The following is an 18,345-nucleotide window of genomic DNA, read 5'->3' on the forward strand; positions in this document are numbered from 1 at the left end:
TAATCGCTTTCGCTTCTTAACAAGCGACTAGAATATCTTATCAACTTAGCTAACTCATGTCAACTAGTTTTTTAAAATATTTTTATCCGGTTTCAATCGATAAATCTCTCTCAACCCGTTGCCGCAGTTGCTCTTACGAAACAACAAATATTATCTTATCAATTACTGCTATTCCTTGCAACCCCTTTTTACACTTTATTTTACTTTTTTTTCGTTTTTCGCTTCAATCGTTGACATAGTGCTGTTTATCCAGTCTTTTTTAGACTGTTCAATTGTCTTAAATCCAATGTGTTTCTTATAATTTGTCCAAAAATGTTTAAATCTTAGTGGTTTTCCATTCTTTTCAACATACATTAGCGCTCTGGAAGAGAGACTAACCTGATTGTTATATTCATCTACATCCAAGACTACAACATCTAATTCTTCCCCAACTTTATAGTAAGCTGACAAGTTATTCACATAACCTTGGGTTAATTCGGATATATGAATTAACCCTTGTTTACCATCTGGCATTCTTACAAATACACCATAATCTTGAACACCTGTGATTTCTCCTTTGAATCTATCACCTATCTTCATATGTAATTCCTTTCTATTTTTGTTATATTTGTGCCACAATATAATTACTAATTATTTAGGAGCAAATGTACTATGACAGATAAAATATATGATATTGCAATTATCGGTGGTGGCCCTGCTGGTATTTTTGCAGCTTATTATGCAAGATTACGTAAACTAGATGTGGCACTTATTGAAACTCTCCCAAATCTAGGGGGACAACCAAACACTCTATATTCTCAAAAGAAGATTTATGATATTGCAGCTATACCTAGTATAACTGGTTCAGAGTTAACTGAGCAACTAATTGAACAAATTAATTTCATTGGATGCGACAAATTTTTAGGAACATCTGTTTCGAACATCAATCAAGTAGACGATGATAAATGGGAGCTAACTACTGATAATGACAACAACAAAACTATTATTGCCAAATCAATTATCATTGCTCTTGGTAATGGAGCATTTGAACCTCGAAAACTTACTTTTGATTACGATCATGAATTAGAAACAAATAACATTCGATATTTTGTAAATGATATAGAAGATTTCAGAAACCAAGACATTGCCATAGCAGGTGGTGGTGATTCTGCTGTCGATTGGGCTGTGGATCTAAATAAAGTTTCAAACAGAACTTTTCTTATTCATAGAAGAAACAAGTATCGTGCGATGGAAAATAGTGTTGATCACTTGAATTCTTCATCAGTAGAACAGCTTAATCCATATATTATTAAAGACGTTAAACCTAATGTGGACAAAATGGATATAATTATGAAAAAACTAAAATCCGATGACATTGACACTATTACCGTTGATAAACTTTTAGTAAATTACGGATTTGTCTCAGATTCAAAAATTTTAAAAGAATGGAATATCGACTTGGAAGGACCTTTCATTAAAGTAAACGAACATATGGAAACTAATTTGCCAAATGTCTTTGCAATTGGAGATATCGTCACTTACTCTAGTAAATTACAATTAATTGCAACTGCTTTTGCTGAAGGCCCTATTGCTGTGACAAAAGCTATCAGAAACATCTATCCCGAAAGGGATTTCTTCGAACACAGCACGTCACTTTTTGAAAATTAATTTTATTTTTTAATCTATTTTTAAGATTTGTTGGTATAATTAAGTTTCATAATATCGAATGGAGTTGATTATTTGAGTTACGTTATGGGTCTTATTAATTTTATTCTACATATTGACTCACATATGGTTAATATCGTGAATAACTTTGGCGATTGGACATACTTAATATTGTTCTTAATTGTCTTTGTTGAAACAGGACTGGTTATCATGCCGTTCCTACCTGGAGATTCATTGATCTTTGCTTCTGCTGCATTGGCTGCTAATCCAGCATACAATCTGCATCCGTTACTACTATTCTTCATATTTTTCTTAGCAGCAGTCTTGGGCGATTCTCTTAACTACGAAATTGGAGAACATCTTGGACAGTTTGCTACTGAGCAGAAACACCTGAAAAAGCTCATTAAGAAAGAGAATCTTGATGAAGCCCATGAATTCTTTGAAAAACATGGTGGAAAGACAATCGCCTTTGGACGCTTCATTCCTATAATTAGAACTTTCGTCCCATTCGTAGCCGGAAGTGGTACCATGAGCTATCGTCACTTCCTAACATACAACGTTATAGGTGCATTCAGTTGGGTCGGTGTTTGTGCTTTAGCCGGACACTGGTTTGGTAATATACCTGCAGTGCAAGAGCATTTCACACTTATCATACTTGGAATTGTTATTGTTTCTCTGATACCTGTCATTATAGCCAGTTTAAGAGGTCGCAAAAAAGATACAGAAAAGAGCTAGAACATTATGTTCTAGCTCTTTTTGTTTGCCAATATTTATACAATAATAATCCTTCAAATAATACAAAGAAGAATACAAAGCACTGCGTGAAAAATTCTTCTGGTAAGACATTTATAATTGGATCTAAATTAGGATCAAACAACCAATCACTATTTCTAAACAAAATCTCATGGAATATCACAAAAAATCCGTCAAAATTGACTGTCATTAAAATAGCCAAAATTATAAATACACCTGCTGTATATAGATACACTTTAGGAAATACCGCTCTAACTTTTCGTTGCACAAAATAATATATTCCTGTAAAAATCATAACTATAAAATTTAACATAAATAAATTTTTACAATCGGAAAAGTGTCTGATACCTGAGGCTGATGATGGAAAGTTATCCAATTTAAAATTATGAGCGAATGGATTAACTAGATAATTCAACATCTGATTATAATTGTGCATCAATTGCTGTGATGTCAGATGTACTTCATCAGACAGATAATATGCACCAATGTCATATCTAAAAAAAGCAAAACTAACAACTATTGCTAAAGTAATAGAGAGTGTGAATAAAAACAAAATGCTAGCTATTGTGTAGACAGTATCTTTTTGAGTACTAGACATCCCATTCATCCAAACTTTCTACTTCGTAAGTAGGTTTAATATTTTCTTTGGCAATATCATCATGTGTGCTTACACCTGAGTAAACTAATAATGAATCAATACCCGCATTGATACCACATTTGATATCCGTATTATAGTTATCTCCAACCATAATTGCATTTTCAGGATCTATTCCCTTTTCAGAAACAGTATATTCAATAATGTCCTTTTCAGGTTTACCAATATACTTTGCTTTTTGTTGAGTGGATGTTTCTACAAGTGATATCACTGAACCAGCACCAGGAACTAATCCACGTTCATTTGGCAAATTTGTATCGGCATTTGTTCCTATGAAAAATGCACCTCTTTTAATTGCCAATGTTGCCAACTCGAATTTATGATAAGTTACATCATAATCCAAACCAACTACGACTACATCTGGATCAACTTCATTCATTTTTATACCTGTAGAATAAATTGCATTCTTCAATCCGAATTCACCAATAACATAAGCACTATGATTTGATAGCGAATCTTCAAACATATTTTCTATGTAGCCAGCCGTAGCCATTGAAGGTGTCACAATATGTTCTACATCTGCTGGTATGTCATGGTTTACGGTCAGATTATCTGCCACTTGTTGTGGTGTCTTAGTAGTGTTGTTAGTGACAAAGTAATAATCTAGACCTGCATCACGGATTTTATCTATAAATATTTTAGCTTCAGGGATTTTTTCTTTTCCACGATACATAGTTCCGTCTAAGTCAATTAAATATGTTTGGTACTTTTTCATTTATCGTTTCCTACTTTTCTAATTTTAAAACTTGGCTTTTTAGCAACTTTTGGTGATTTGGCTGTTTGCTTATTTTTGACATCATTAGTTGCTTTTTTTGGCTTATTATTTTTAGGTTTTCGAGTACTATTCTTTTTGGCAGAATTAGAATTATTATTTTTAGATATATTCTGTTTCTTACTGTCATTCTTTTTATTAGAAGTATTCTTTTTTCTTACGTTGGGTTTATTGCCATTTTTAGTGGTATGTTGCTTCTTATTGGAACTAGTTTTCTTCTTTACCTTCGGTTTATCTACTTTTTCCAAAACAAAATAGGCACAACCAAAATTACAATACTCAACCAGATAATCAGTTAGATATGCTAAGCGATTATCCATAGTACTTTCTGCTCTATCGTTATCAAAAAAACCTTTGAATCTTAACTGATCATAACCCCAGTCTCCAACAATATAATCATACTTATCAAGAACGGTATTATATCTTAATGCCAAAGATTCCTGATTAAAGCCATTTTCATAGTTTTCAACAATTCTGTATTTAACACCATTTATTGATATCAAATTTTCTTCAAGCATCGTTACCTCAGCTTGATTAACTTTTTTTTCTTCAACTTCTTGCAACTTTACACCTCAATAGGATATTTAACTTTTAAATAATTTCCAATTACAGTTCGTATAAAATTAGGATACATAATTTCATTATCGCCAACAATTTCTATAGTTGGAAAATAAGGAATGAATAAATAGTGATCCAATAATCCTAAAGTATACATTTTATTTTCTTCAAGTGCCTTACCGTTGATATATACATTTCTTTTTTCATCAACAGTAATTCCTTTATAGACAAGCTCGCCAAATATAATACCACGAAAACCCATACCTCTTTGATGGTGATTTCTTAAAATTGGACGATTTTTTTCCATTTCCATAACTAAACGCCAAACATCACGACCACTAAGAACTGTTTTCATAGCGTGGATAGCATGTGGCATGCAGTCATGAAGATTTTTTTCAGAAATAATACCTTTCGGTAAATCTTCTAAGAATAATCCTGTACTTAAAACTGCGACTTCAGCACCAGTATTTTCTTGTAAAGCATCAAGCGCAATATCAATAATTCTGTTTTTGCTATTTACATCTGTGCTCAGATTCTTAGGCAATTTAGCAACCTTTTTCAAATCTAAAAGTTGCTCTCCTTTTTCAAACTGATCTTTTACCCACTTATCATCATCTTTTTTTACACTTAGTTCGGAAGTTTTAACTGTCCAAGCTTTCTTGCTAACTATTTGATGATTATCATCAATCACTAAATCAGCATTGCCAATGTTTTGACCATATTTACCAGCTGCACATAATAATGTTCCTTCATCTAATTCACCTTTTTCAAACAAATGATGCGTATGTGAACCCAAGATTAGATCTAATTGATCATATTCTTTTGCTAAAGATCGATCCATAGAAATTCCCAGATGTGACAACAAAATAATAACATCCGTCTTACCTGCTAGATCATCTAGAATAAGATTTAAAGTGTCACGAATCATTCTAATATCCCAATCTATCAATGGATAGGTCAATATATATGGTGCTGTTAGTCCTATAACACCTATTCTTGTACCCTTAGTAGTTTCGATAATTTTGTATGGTTTTGAAAATTTTGCTAATTTATGTGTTCTCTCATCAAACAAATTTCCAACTAGAACTGGGAAATTAGCGTCATCATATAAATGAGATAATTCTTCGTGACTATTTCCTAGACCTTCATTATTTCCAATTGTAACAGCATCATAATTAAATTGATTCATCCACTCTATATTGCTGTGCCCGTTGGTTGCTTCAGTAAGTGGATGCGCACGATCCATAGAATCACCAATATCGAATAATAAAAAATCATCTGCTTTAGATTCTTTCCTACTATCATTTATGTATCTTTTAATACGAGGAAAGTTTTCATAGTGAGAATGTAAATCATTTGTATGTACAATTTGAATTTTCTCCATAATCTAACTCCTCTTCATTAAATCTTGCTTTTTCTTATCATATATTACCAATATTTCCTCGCCACGTAATGGTGTTCCAAACTCAACAGGATTTTCCAAATACTGCAGTTCTGGAGAATCTACTCCAACATTGATATTTTCAGCGATACCTACTGAATAATGATGTATATGACCGTGCAAATTGAGAATCTGATCAACTTGTCCCAACAACATTGGATAATGAGTGCAATAAAATTGATGATGATCAAACTTTAATAAGGATCCGACATCTTCGGTCTGATATTTTAAGCCACCATCTTCTAATACTCTATTATTTTTCATTAAGTATTTTAACAAGCTACGATAATCATGATTTCCCTTAATCAAAATAATATGACCATTTAAACGTTCTAACATATCAAATGTTTCTTTTTCAGTTGGGTAATGCTTTGGTCGCATAGCAACATCCCCCAAATGATAAACAGTATCATGGTCAGTTACACGTTCATTCCAAGATTTGATTAGTTTTTCATTCATCTCTTCGACACTATCAAAAAGTCTGGGTGCAAAATCATTTTGACCTAATAAACTATCATGGTAAAAATGTGTATCTGAAATAAAGTAGTTCATTATTTATCATCTTCATTCTTTTCAATAATTTTATTTGCTTTTAAAATGCTGTCAAATGCGTCCTTTATCTTGCCTTCTGGCTTATCATAGACTACCCATTCTGACATTTCCCAATCAGGTATTGTATAATTACTGTTAATATATTCTTCATAGACAGAAACTGCAGAAGAATGTGGGATGTTTAATTTCAAGATTTTAACCTCTTTGATTAATCCCAGTTCCACTGCTTTCTCTGCTCGTCCATTCATTAGAATATTTGCAATTTCATAATACTTTGTTCCATCGTCCAAAGTAATTTGTTCTATCATATCTAAAACTTGATTATCCATTTTGCACCTCAATTTAGATTCCATTATCATTATTATATATTAAGTATTTAGCGGGGTATATTATGTACTTTAATAAAAAGAAGCTACCTGTAGTAATTTTAACATTTTTTATTTTCATACTGACAAGTGGATTTACAGTTGTTGGTCATCGTGGTGATCCAATAAAAGCACCTGAAGAAACTTTTCAAAGTTTTGATACAGCTTTTAATGAGGGCGCTGATTATGTAGAGTTAGACGTCCATGAATCAAGTGATGGTGTTCTAGTTGTATCTCATGATATCAACCTAGAAAGAATCACTGGATCTAACATTAATGTTAATGAACAGACCTTTGCAAATATCCAAAAGTTAACTCAACAAAACGGAGAACCCGTCCATAGCTTGGATGAAGTTTTTGAACACTATCAAGATAATCCCAATGCTAAATTCTTAATTGAAACAAAAAAGTTAAAAAATAACGTACCCACTGATATGGAAGATAATTTAAAAGTATCTATCGATAAGTACCATATGCAAGACAGAGTAATGTTTCATTCTTTTTATACCAAGAGTTTGAAAAAAGAATCTGAGATAATGCCTGATATTCCTCGAATCTATATTGCCAAAACTTTGAAAAAGATTAATTTCGAAATCTTGCAATATGTAACCGGAGTTAATCTATCTTCTAAAATTGTCACTGAAGATATCGTTGATGAACTCCATGGTGCAGGTAAATCAGTGTATGTTTGGGATGAGATGAATGAGAACGCAAAAAAATGGAACACATTAATTAATAAACCCATAGATGGAGTTGTTACTAACTATCCTGAAACTGGTGCCAGTTATCGTGATTTGAAAGATTTGTCCAAAAATCAAACGCTAGATAAAGATTATTTCTATATTGGCTCAACCAATAAAACTATATACGAGAATCCCTATAAATTTATAAAACGCAAAACAAAAGTAGAACCACTCTACGGTTACCACGTAACGAAATCCGTCAAATTTGGAGATAAAAATTATTTCCAAATCGGTACTAATCAGTTTGTTGAATCAACAGGCTTTAATACCGCAGATACAACTCCACAATTACTTCAATACTATGGAGCTAACATAGTTTATCGTGGTCAAAACTATGACAACCTTGTCTTTAAAAAACCAGGTGATAGAGATTCATTGATTAATTATCTAAATTGGAACTCACCTGAACAGGTCGTTGGCGTTCAAAGAATAGGTACCTCTATATGGTTAAAAATTGACCAAGGTTGGGTAAATTCTGATGATGTTCTCGTGCAATTGAATAGTCAGAAGTTAAATGGTAACAGTACTTTGGACAGATACAATACAACTGATGAGAGTCAAAAATTGACCAATATCGACCTGCTACAAATGAATTCTTTCTTATATACTGAACATAAAAAATCAGTTAAAAGCACAAAAATAATAAAAAACGTGCCAAATCTTTACAGCGTTCTTTTCGATAATTCTGGTTTAGATAATTCGATAAATGATATTTAATTATTAGCTATCAGAATGTATATTTGATAAAATATCTCATTATTAACTACTTATGGAGGATTCAATATGTCAATTGATTGGGAAAAAGAGGTATCACTTCGTTCAGATGAACTGATTAATGATGTCTCAGAATTAGTAAGCATCAATAGTCAACGAGATGTTGAACACAAAACTAGTGATTACCCACTAGGACCAGGACCTGCCAAGGCACTAAAGACTTTCTTAGGAATGGCTGAACGTGATGGTTTTACTACAAAAAATATTGAAAATGTTGCCGGAAGAATCGAATTTGGTGAAGGTTCTGAAGTAATCGGAATTCTATCACACGTCGACGTTGTACCTGAAGGACCAGGTTGGGATACTAATCCCTTTAAGCCAACAATAAAAGACGGCAAACTATATGCACGTGGTGCTAGTGACGATAAAGGACCAGGTCTTGCTGCCTACTATGGTCTAAAAATTATCAAAGAACTTAAATTACCTGTATCAAAGAAAATTCACTTTATTATCGGTACTGACGAAGAAAGTGACTGGGTTGGTATCAATAGATATATGGAACTTGAAGAAATGCCAGAAGTTGGTTTTTCTCCAGATGCAGAATTTCCTGCTATCAATGGTGAAAAAGGTATTGTCTCATTTGAAATTAATTTTGCCGGTTCAGATAAAGGAACTGTAAAATCTTTTGATAGTGGTCTAAGACCTAATATGGTTCCTCAATCAGCTACCGCTGATATTGATTTAAATAAAGTTCAAAATGATGAACTTTCATCTAAATTTGAAGAATTTTTAAATTCAAATCCTTCACTTAAAGGTACTATCGAATCTGAAGGTGATGTTGCCCACATTGAATTAATTGGTAAAGCTTCACACGCAATGGCACCATTCAATGGTATCAATGCAGCTACATACTTAGCAGTATTCCTAAACTCACTTGAACTTGCAGATGAAGAAAAAGTTTACTTCAATTTCATTGAAAAGCAACTTCACATGGATTTTGCTGGTAAGGGAATTGGAATAGAAGCTTCTGATGAAGTCATGGGAGAACTTACAGTTTCAGCAAGTATTTTGAAATTTGACGCAAAAGAAGGATCAATTGTGATCAACATACGTTATCCTAAGGGTGACGATGATAAAACACTTTCAAGTAAAATAGCTGCAACACTTCCTGAAAGTGGCTCAGTTAAACTATATGGATACAATGAAATGCCTCATTTCGTTGATGCAAATGATCCATTAGTTCAAAATCTTGTTCAAGCATATCGTGAACATACTGGTGATGTGGAAAATAATCCATACACAATTGGTGGTGGAACATATGGACGTATCCTAAAAAAAGGTATTGCTTTTGGAGCTATGTTCCCTGGTGATGAAAATGTTATGCACCAAGCTAATGAATACATCGAAATCGATAAATTATTAAAAGCTGCAGCAATTTATGCAGATGCAATTTACCGTCTAATAAAATAATATAAAAAGTTCTGTAGAATAAATCTACAGAACTTTTTGTTTTTATAAGTTATAAACCCGATTTTATTATATAATTATGACATGTAACTTTTTAAAGGGGTTTATTAATCTTGAAAAATCTATGGAACTCTATCAAGGAATTCTTCAATAGTATTGATAGCTGGTCTGACTTAGCAGAACGTGCCAACTTAACTATTGCTGTAATCCGTCGAATAGTCTTGTATTCAATAGCTGGTATTTTCATTATACTAAGTCTTCTAATTGGTCTAGGACTTGGTTATGTATCAGCATTGACTAATCAAGTTGATGTACCTACCAAAACAGAAATGAAAGCAGAACTACAAGACACTAATAATTCTGCTACATTATACTTTGCTGGTAACAAAAAAATTGAAAGTCTTCAAAAAAATCTTTACGGTCAAAGAACTTCATTGAACGATATGTCACCATATCTTAAGAAAGCTATCGTTGCTACTGAAGATGAAGACTTCTACAAACACAATGGTGTGCTTCCAAAATCTGTCGTACGTGCTGTAATCTCAGATGTTGCTGGTATTGGTACCCAAACTGGTGGATCTACCCTTACCCAACAAACTGTAAAAATGCAGATGTTATCATCTGAAACAACTTGGAAACGTAAAGCCGTGGAAATTTTCCTAGCTATGCGTGTTGACAAATATTTTACAAAAGATGAAATTCTTGAAGATTACTTGAATGCTGCTACTTTAGGTCGCAACAATAAGGGACAAAACATTCAAGGTGTGTACGCTGCTGCCAAAGGACTATTTGGTAAAACACCTAGTGAGCTTAATTTAGCCGAATCTGCATATATTGCAGGTCTACCTCAAAGTCCATCTGTTTATACTCCATACGATAACGATGGTAAGCTCAAAGATGATTTAAGTCTTGGTAAAAAACGTATGAAAGTCGTTCTTTACCGTATGTACCGTAATAATCAAATTTCCAAATCACAATACAACGAAGCTTCTAATTTTGATTTAAAAAAAGATTTCCTTAAACCTCAAAAACAAACAACTGAAGAAATCAAATACGGTTATCTATATAATTCTCTAACAAGTCAAGCTAGAACTATACTTATCAAAAACTTGGCAAAAGAAGATAATATACCTTATTCAGAATTGAAAAAGGATGAGAACCTATACCAAAAATACTATGAACAGGCTGACACTGAGCTACATAGTAAAAACTACAAGATTGATAGTACTATCAACAAAGATATTTACAATTCTATGAATACTCAAGTAGATTCATTTAAGTCAAATCTTGGTACTACTCATAGTGACACTGCTACCGACTCAAATACCGGAAAAACTATCAATGTGAAAGAGCCTGTTCAAAATGGTTCTGTCTTGCTAGATAATGCCTCTGGTCAAGTATTAGGATTTGTTGGTGGTGTTGACTTTGATGATTCTCAATTGAATCACGTTTTTGATACACAAAGATCACCTGGATCTTCAATCAAACCGCTTATCACGTTTGCTCCAGCAATTGAAAACGGACTAATAGGTACTCAAACACAATTATCCGATTTCAAGGTCAAATTTGGAAATTATTCTCCTACAGATTACGGTAATACAATCCAAAATAGATTTGTATCTGCACGTGAAACTCTAGAGGAATCATACAATATCCCTACAGTTAACTTATACAAACATATGAAGGACAAGGGTATTTCTTCTAAACAGTATATGTCTAAGATGGGAATTGATCTTTCTCAAAAAGAATATGATCAATTAGGTATTACTCTTGGTGGTACTTCTACCGGTGTGACTGTTCTTCAACAAGCAAGTGCCTTCTCTACATTTGCTAACAAAGGTGAACACGTTGAACCATATGTAATCAAAAAAATTACAGCTCCAACTGGTAAATCTATTTACAAGCATAAGGATGCTGCCAAGAAAACTAAGGTCTTCTCAAAGGAAACCTCATACATCATTCAAAATATGTTACATGGCGTAGTTACAAAAGGTACAGCCTCTGCATTATCATATGAAACAAACTTCAACACAGATAATCTATTCGGTAAAACTGGTACCTCAAATGACTACCGTGATAACTGGTTTATCGGAAGTACTAACGGTATGACTTTGGCTTCATGGATAGGTTATGACAACTTCTATGGTAACAACTACAATTTGGAATCCAACTCAACCGATATTAATCAAGAGTTATGGTCAAGGATGGCAAATGCTATCTACAAAGTTGATCCTAATGTGGTTGATGAAGATACATCATTTAGTAAACCAAGCGGCGTTAAGAAGTACAAAGTTGACAAAGAAACTGGTACTAAGACTGGTTATATTGAATACAATGGTATCAATACTCACGTTAACCAACATACAACTACCTCGCTATATTACAAAGGTAGTCCTGATGACATGTCATCCAAGAATTTTGCAATTGGTGCTAAATCTAGCAACTACAAACTATTCTGGGATAACTATTTCGGAAAATCTAATGGATATGGCGTAGTTACAACTAAAGGAAATTCATCTAAATCAGCTGCTGAAGTATTAGCAGAAAATGGTAGTGGTAGAACTACTGGATTTAGTAATAGTAGTGACAACAGCGGATCATCTGAAGTTACTACAAACTCTTCTACAACAAGCGGAACTAATTCAACAACAAATAATGGAACATCTGAAACTGGTACAGGATCATCTGGTGCTGGTTCAGGAAGTGGTTCTTCTGGTGCCGGAACTGGCGGTGGTGGAACATCTACTGGAAATATTGGTGGTGTAACTGGTGGTACCACTCCTGGTGGTGCTACTGGAGCTGAGTAATAAAAAAGACCAAGCTAGAAAAATTCTAGCTTGGTCTTTTTTTGTTTAATTAATATTTAACGTGTAGATTCTCTTTTAACGATGCTATAAGGAAGTTTAACAACGTTTTCGTCAATCTGTTCCTGATTCATCATCTTAGTCAAAAGTCTCATAGCAACGGCACCAATATCATATAGAGGTTCTTCAATAGAACTCATCTTAGGATTAGTTACTTCACAAAGAATTGTATCGTTACTTGAAATTATCTCAAAATCTTCAGGAATACTAATTCCGGATCTAACAGCAGAATTAAGAATACCAGCAGCTAATAAATCATCTGTAACATACACTGCAGTGGCATTTGTATTTTTGATAACATCAAAAATTGCTTCCCCTGCTCTCACTGAATTTTCAGCTTCAAAAACTAAATCAGATGAAAAATTAATATTAGCATTCTTAAGTGCCTTCTTGTAACCATCTAGTCGATACTTGCCATCGATAGGATTTTCTAAATTACCTCCTACAAAGGCAATCTTTTTGTGTGAATTATGAATAAGTTGAGTAACAACATTATTTACAGCTTCTACAAAATCAATATGTACACTAGCAGTTTCATTGTTCTTATCTACAGAACCTGCTAATACTAGAGGTGTCTTTGAGTGCATAAATACTCGTTTGAGTTTCTTGGAAATTTGCTTACCCATGTAGATTAAGCCATCCACTTGTTTAGACAATAGGTTATTGATGATCTGTTCCTCATCCCCTACTGATTCTTCTAAACTAGTCAAAATGATGTTGTACTTGTACATAGAAGCAACATCATCAACACCCTTAGCCAGAGAAGCATAATATAAATCAGTGATATTAGGAATAATTACACCAATAGTTGTACTCTTTTTACTTGCTAGACCACGAGCAACAGCATTTGGTCGATAATTTAATCGATCAATAACTTCCATTACTTTTTTTCTAGTTTCTTCTTTTACATTAGCATTTCCGTTAACAACTCTTGAAATGGTTGCCATAGAAACATTGGCTTCTTCAGCCACATCATATATAGTAATTACTTTTTTATCCATATGAACCACTCTTTTCACAAATATTACATTTTACTAACATTAAAGGTATCAAATTACAGGATACTTTGCAAGCGTTTCCTTATTTGATTAAACATGTTTTCATACTTTTTTCATAAAGAAAACAGTTTTCAGTGCTATACTAAAGAAAAAACAAAGGAGTACATATCTTGAAAAAACAATTATTAGAATTACAAAATTATCTGGCCGAAAATAATTATGATCTGGCATATATCTCTGATCCTTCAGACATAAATTACTTCACTGGATTTTATAGTGATCCTATTGAAAGAATTTTGGCACTTATCGTGTTTAAAGATAAAGATCCTTTTATTTTCGCACCTGCTCTAGAAGTAGATTCCGTTAAAAAAGTTGGTTGGGAAAATGACGTTTATGGCTATCTCGATCATGAAAATCCATTTAAACTAATAAGACAACATATCATTGATCGTAATACTGATATTAAAATCTGGGGTATTGAAAAAGATAGTCTTTCAGTTGATAGATTTGAAGCCATTCGCTCACAATTTCCAGATGCAGAGTTCCCTGGAAATATTTCTAGATATATGGAAAACGCAAAATTAATCAAAACTGATGAAGAAATATCTGAATTGATTGCTGCTGGTAATGAAGCTGATGAAGCTTTTGAGATTGCTTTCAATGCAATTAAAGAAGGTCGTACAGAACAAGACATCGTTGCAGAAATAGAATACGGTATGATGAAAAAAGGTGTCATGGAAATGAGTTTTGACACTATTGTTCAAGCTGGAGCAAATGCTGCAAATCCTCACGGTGGACCAGAAAAAAATCCAATTACTCGTGATGAACTAATTCTATTCGATTTAGGTACTGTTCATAATGGATACATCAGTGATGCCTCACGTACTGTTGCTTTTGGCAAACCAAATGAAAAAGCTATCGATATATACAATGTTACACTTGAGGCACAACTGGCAGCTATGGAAGCTGCTAAACCTGGCATAACAGCTGCTGAATTAGATGCTGTAGCTCGTGATATTATAACTAAGGCTGGATATGGTGAGTACTTTATCCATCGTCTAGGTCATGGTATGGGTACTTCTGAACATGAATTCCCTTCTATCATGGAAGGAAATGATATGGTACTTAAACCAGGTATGTGCTTCTCAATTGAACCAGGTATTTATATACCTAATGAAGCTGGAGTACGTATTGAAGATTGTGTTTACATCACTGAAGATGGATGCAAGCCATTCACACATACAAGTAAAGAACTTAAATATATCAAGTAAAAAAACCTCTCAATATGAGAGGTTTTTTTATTTTTTAATATCGTCTTCATTGAAAACTATATCTGATGTATCCAAATCACTAACTGAAGATTTCATGTAATCTTTTAAAGCACCTGTACGTTCATTGAATGAACTAACAAGTTCATCACGATTAGCCAAACCTACGCCACCATTATTAAAATCAGCACGGATTTCTTTGATGTTTTCTATAACTTTTTGGCCATCTTCACTTGTAAGATATTTTGATGCTACATATCCAACTGCACTACCAACAACAAGTCCTAAAGTAAATTTCATCTTCATGATTATTTTCTACCTCTACGAGAAAAGATTTTAGCAGTACTTGTAGCTATTTTTGCCATCTTTAGCATGTTAGAAATACCAAATGCATTGCTCTCTTCTGGATTATTTGAAGTAGCATTTGCTGTTTTTGTTCCTATGTTTTCAACTGTATCAAATAATGGGTTCAATTTACTTGCTTTGTAGTTAACGTCATCCATCAACTCGTTTGTCTTTGACACAAGTTCTGATGATTCTTCCATTATTTTTTCTGCTTTATCTGTAGAAACTTTCAAAAGTTCTGTTGATTCAGCAACTGTTTTTTGAAGTTCTTGAAGAACTTTTACCGTTTGTATTAGTGCCATTCCTAAAAAAATAACTAATACTACAAAAGCGATAGCAGCTATTAATCCTGCAATTTGTCCAACTGTCATAATGAATCCTCCTGAGATTTTTATATTTAATGAATATTATACAGCAATATTTTTATTTATTAAGCCAATCCTGCCAACTTTTCTCTAGTTCACTGATTGCCCTACCACGATGTGAAATTTCATTTTTCTCATCCATAGACAATTGTGCCAATGTTTTCTCTAGTTCAGGTACGTAGAAAAGTGGATCATATCCAAAACCATTGTCACCATTAGGGAATATTGCAATTAATCCCTTTAGTTCACCAGTAACAACTAAATCATCACTCTTTTCAGGATCAGTAAAAACTAGCGTAGTCATGAAAGTTGCTGTTCTATCTTGAAGAGCAACTCCACCTAATTCTGATAATAGCTTTGCGTTATTAGCCGCATCATTGTGATCTCCAGCGAAACGAGCAGAATAAACACCAGGCTTGCCATGTAAAGCATCAACACATAATCCTGAATCATCTGCAATCACTGGAACATTATATTTTTCAGAAATTGTATGTGCTTTTAATTTTGCATTTTCCTCAAAAGTTGTGCCATTTTCGATAATATTAGGTGCATCTGGAAAATCAAATAACGTTTTTACTTCGTATTGAGTATCCTCAAATATTTTTTGAAACTCTTTTGCCTTATTAGGATTCTTGGTAGCAACAATTATTTCTGGCATCATTCTTCTCCATTTATACTAGATTAATTTCATCAATATCATTGTTTAACCATTTCAATGCTAGCTTGGAAAAATTCTCAAAATTAGCAGTAGTATTCAATTCAATTGTTCTGTTCAGTCCATCATTTAGCATATCATTTTCTTTCAAAAATGCTTTGATCTTGTTCACAGTCTCAACTCCTGGATCAACAAGAACAATATCTTTACCCAAAATATCGGCAATTATTGGTTTCAACATAGGAAAATGAGTACATCCTAATACCAATGTATCACTTTTAGAATCAATGACATTTTGTAAAACATCATGAATCATCGTTTGAGCTAATGGTGATTCTGATAAATCATCTTCAACAATTTTAACAAATGACTGTGCCGCTACACCATTAACTTCGACATCATTTTTTATTTTTGAAATTGCCTTAGTATAACTTTCATTTTTGATTGTTCCCTCAGTGGCTATAACTGCAACATTGTTGTTCTTAGTTGCAGCTACAGCAGTTTGTGCACCAGATTCAATTACTCCTATCATTGGAATATCATATTCTTCTTGAAGAATAGGCATTGCCAATGCAGTCGCAGTATTACAAGCAAATACAATAATCTTAGAATCATTCTTTATCAAAAATTCTACTGATGTACGACAATAATCTATTATTTCTTGTGCAGTTTTCGTTCCGTAAGGCATGTTTAATTCATCCCCAATAAAAACAATATTTTCATTGGGTAATTTTTCTTTGAGTTCTCGAACCACAGTGAGTCCACCCAAACCAGAATCTAATAATCCGATAGGTTGATTTTTTTTCATAATTGCCTCTTTTATCCTTAAATATCTCTATTCTTAATGATATAATAAATTGTTGAAAAAAGGAGCTTAAAATGTCAGAAAATGAAGTTCAAAATACTGAAGTAACAGTTAACCCCGCATTTGCTATATCTATATTGCGTGATAACGTAATACCTGATTTGTTGGACAATGATACCATTGAAATACTGTATTGGGCAGGTAAGAATCTTGCCAGAACACTAGATTCCAAGATTGAAGGTCTTCCTACCCTATTCAAAGAAGCTGGATTGGGAGACTTGAGAATCATGAAGCAAACTACAAGTAACTTCCAATACAAGCTCCAAGGTACCGAAGTAGCTGAACGATTTGACCACTCTGACGTTAAACACTTGGAGTATTCCCTAGAAGCTGGACTTATCTCAGAAACTATCGAGCGAACAATCAGCGCCTATTGTATGGGAACATACTCAATTAATAAAAATGATAAATCTGTATCAATTAAAATTCACGTTGAACGTGCATAACGTGCATAGAGTATAGAAGACCAGCATATGCTGGTCTTTTTTATTTTGTTCTTTCCGAGTCAGTTATTGCCCAACTATTATCAGAAAATTTAGGAACTCCTGCTTCTTTTAAACTCCAAAGATTTTCACCAGATTCATATTCTGTAATCTTTACAACGTTTGATACTTTTGTCTTTATTTCATCTTCTATTCCAATTTCTGCTCTTTTTGAATATGTATTTATCATTAATTCACTGATAGCAGAACTAACATCTATAGGAACTAACTTTTTTGAAAATGCATATAGCTTAATCCAATCAATATATTTAGAATATTTATTCTTCAAATCAATAAATACCGTCTCTCGTAAATCATTGATTTTAATTTCTTTATTAGCTATTTCAAGTACTTTCTGCTGATTGAAACTAGAAAAATATTCTGTAGGATTTACTTGAAATTTATCTATATCCACTGAAGAAATATTTTTTAATAAAACATCGTCAACATCTGAAGTTTTGATAATTCTAACTGGTCCATTGTTATTGTGAACCCAAAATATTAGTTCCATGATTACCCCTTCAGGTAATTCTTGTATTTCATCTGAATCAACAAATAACCAAAATTCATCTGCCAATTGTTCCACAGAAATACAATCTTCTAAAGCAGATTTTTTAGAGTTTCCATGTGCTACAGTAGAAATATAGTATCCTAATAATTTTGTGGGATTTAAAGGTGTGTAACCATGGTATAGCGCAAATGCTATAAAATTATCTATTTTTGTAATTAAATCCCCATCATATGAAGTATAAACCAACATAATTATCACCCCATTACCAATTATTATTACCGTTAATAATATACCTACTTATACAAAAAAAATAACCTCTAAAGTAATT

The 18,345-nt window shown here is 33.1% G+C and carries 20 protein-coding genes; 7 read left to right on the forward strand and 13 right to left on the reverse strand.

Annotated elements, in window-relative coordinates; genetic code table 11:
• Positions 1-195: 195 nt before the first annotated feature.
• The gene (locus EKN01_RS05050) at positions 196-579 is read right to left on the reverse strand and encodes a CvfD/Ygs/GSP13 family RNA-binding post-transcriptional regulator (RefSeq protein ID WP_129045267.1); all 384 of its coding nucleotides are present in this window, start codon (positions 577-579) and stop codon (positions 196-198) included.
• 72 nt (positions 580-651) lie between these two features.
• Between EKN01_RS05050 and EKN01_RS05055 the strand changes: the two genes are divergently transcribed.
• A complete protein-coding gene (locus EKN01_RS05055) occupies positions 652-1,647 on the forward strand; it encodes an NAD(P)/FAD-dependent oxidoreductase (protein ID WP_129045268.1) in 996 nt (331 codons plus the stop codon).
• A gap of 84 nt (positions 1,648-1,731) precedes the next feature.
• Positions 1,732-2,379 (forward strand): DedA family protein, encoded by a 648-nt coding sequence (locus EKN01_RS05060; protein WP_129045469.1) that lies wholly within the window; start codon positions 1,732-1,734, stop codon positions 2,377-2,379.
• Between the two features lie 4 nt (positions 2,380-2,383).
• Here EKN01_RS05060 and EKN01_RS05065 read toward each other — a convergent pair whose 3' ends face one another.
• Genes EKN01_RS05065 through EKN01_RS05090 form a run of 6 tightly spaced genes read right to left on the reverse strand, consistent with a single transcriptional unit; the run spans position 2,384 to position 6,704 of the window.
• A complete protein-coding gene (locus EKN01_RS05065; protein WP_129045269.1) occupies positions 2,384-2,995 on the reverse strand; it encodes a TIGR01906 family membrane protein in 612 nt (203 codons plus the stop codon).
• Positions 2,988-3,767, reverse strand: a complete 780-nt coding sequence (locus EKN01_RS05070; protein WP_129045270.1) for a TIGR01457 family HAD-type hydrolase — start codon at positions 3,765-3,767, stop codon at positions 2,988-2,990. Before EKN01_RS05070 ends, EKN01_RS05065 begins: the two co-directional genes overlap by 8 nt.
• Complete coding sequence (locus tag EKN01_RS05075; protein ID WP_241685256.1) at positions 3,764-4,387, reverse strand: YutD family protein; 624 nt, start codon at positions 4,385-4,387, stop codon at positions 3,764-3,766. The genes EKN01_RS05070 and EKN01_RS05075 overlap by 4 nt, the downstream gene beginning before the upstream one ends.
• A 2-nt stretch (positions 4,388-4,389) precedes the next feature.
• Positions 4,390-5,766, reverse strand: a complete 1,377-nt coding sequence (locus tag EKN01_RS05080) for a bifunctional metallophosphatase/5'-nucleotidase (protein WP_129045271.1) — start codon at positions 5,764-5,766, stop codon at positions 4,390-4,392.
• A gap of 3 nt (positions 5,767-5,769) precedes the next feature.
• On the reverse strand, positions 5,770-6,375 hold the full coding sequence (locus tag EKN01_RS05085) for a metallophosphoesterase (RefSeq protein ID WP_129045272.1): 606 nt from the start codon (positions 6,373-6,375) through the stop codon (positions 5,770-5,772).
• Positions 6,375-6,704: a hypothetical protein gene (locus tag EKN01_RS05090; RefSeq protein WP_129045273.1), complete on the reverse strand. Its 330-nt coding sequence runs from the start codon at positions 6,702-6,704 to the stop codon at positions 6,375-6,377. The genes EKN01_RS05085 and EKN01_RS05090 overlap by 1 nt, the downstream gene beginning before the upstream one ends.
• A gap of 62 nt (positions 6,705-6,766) precedes the next feature.
• Here EKN01_RS05090 and EKN01_RS05095 point away from each other — a divergent pair, with 62 nt between their 5' ends.
• The 3 genes from EKN01_RS05095 to EKN01_RS05105 all read left to right on the forward strand — a co-directional run bounded on the left by EKN01_RS05095 (position 6,767) and on the right by EKN01_RS05105 (position 12,471).
• Positions 6,767-8,200 (forward strand): glycerophosphodiester phosphodiesterase, encoded by a 1,434-nt coding sequence (locus EKN01_RS05095; RefSeq protein ID WP_129045274.1) that lies wholly within the window; start codon positions 6,767-6,769, stop codon positions 8,198-8,200.
• 66 nt (positions 8,201-8,266) lie between these two features.
• Entirely contained in the window at positions 8,267-9,667 is a 1,401-nt protein-coding gene (gene pepV, locus EKN01_RS05100) for a dipeptidase PepV (RefSeq protein ID WP_129045275.1), read from the forward strand.
• 110 nt (positions 9,668-9,777) lie between these two features.
• Positions 9,778-12,471, forward strand: coding sequence for a transglycosylase domain-containing protein (locus EKN01_RS05105; protein ID WP_129045276.1), 2,694 nt, complete (start codon positions 9,778-9,780; stop codon positions 12,469-12,471).
• A 56-nt stretch (positions 12,472-12,527) separates the two neighbouring features.
• Here the strand turns inward: EKN01_RS05105 and ccpA are convergent, their stop codons facing one another.
• Positions 12,528-13,529 (reverse strand): catabolite control protein A, encoded by a 1,002-nt coding sequence (gene ccpA / locus EKN01_RS05110; RefSeq protein WP_129045277.1) that lies wholly within the window; start codon positions 13,527-13,529, stop codon positions 12,528-12,530.
• A 167-nt stretch (positions 13,530-13,696) separates the two neighbouring features.
• Here ccpA and EKN01_RS05115 point away from each other — a divergent pair, with 167 nt between their 5' ends.
• Positions 13,697-14,797: a M24 family metallopeptidase gene (locus tag EKN01_RS05115; RefSeq protein ID WP_129045278.1), complete on the forward strand. Its 1,101-nt coding sequence runs from the start codon at positions 13,697-13,699 to the stop codon at positions 14,795-14,797.
• Between the two features lie 27 nt (positions 14,798-14,824).
• On the opposite strand, the gene EKN01_RS05120 is transcribed toward EKN01_RS05115, so the two are convergent.
• The 4 genes from EKN01_RS05120 to murI are packed head-to-tail and all read right to left on the reverse strand — an operon-like array spanning position 14,825 to position 16,967.
• A complete protein-coding gene (locus tag EKN01_RS05120) occupies positions 14,825-15,100 on the reverse strand; it encodes a hypothetical protein (RefSeq protein ID WP_129045279.1) in 276 nt (91 codons plus the stop codon).
• Between the two features lie 2 nt (positions 15,101-15,102).
• Complete coding sequence (locus tag EKN01_RS05125) at positions 15,103-15,510, reverse strand: DUF948 domain-containing protein (protein ID WP_129045280.1); 408 nt, start codon at positions 15,508-15,510, stop codon at positions 15,103-15,105.
• 52 nt (positions 15,511-15,562) lie between these two features.
• A complete protein-coding gene (locus EKN01_RS05130) occupies positions 15,563-16,162 on the reverse strand; it encodes an XTP/dITP diphosphatase (protein ID WP_129045281.1) in 600 nt (199 codons plus the stop codon).
• Positions 16,163-16,175: 13 nt separating this feature from the next.
• Positions 16,176-16,967 carry a glutamate racemase gene (murI, locus tag EKN01_RS05135; protein ID WP_129045282.1) on the reverse strand — a complete coding sequence of 264 codons (792 nt, stop codon included), beginning with the start codon at positions 16,965-16,967 and terminating at the stop codon, positions 16,176-16,178.
• A 71-nt stretch (positions 16,968-17,038) separates the two neighbouring features.
• On the opposite strand from murI, the gene EKN01_RS05140 reads away from it, so the two are divergent.
• Entirely contained in the window at positions 17,039-17,470 is a 432-nt protein-coding gene (locus EKN01_RS05140; protein ID WP_099975100.1) for a DUF2507 domain-containing protein, read from the forward strand.
• A 40-nt stretch (positions 17,471-17,510) separates the two neighbouring features.
• Here the strand turns inward: EKN01_RS05140 and EKN01_RS05145 are convergent, their stop codons facing one another.
• Complete coding sequence (locus tag EKN01_RS05145) at positions 17,511-18,266, reverse strand: hypothetical protein (RefSeq protein WP_129045283.1); 756 nt, start codon at positions 18,264-18,266, stop codon at positions 17,511-17,513.
• Between the last annotated feature and the right edge of the window lie 79 nt (positions 18,267-18,345).

Origin of the sequence: Companilactobacillus metriopterae (genome assembly GCF_004117915.1) — a bacterium.
GTDB lineage: Bacteria > Bacillota > Bacilli > Lactobacillales > Lactobacillaceae > Companilactobacillus > Companilactobacillus metriopterae.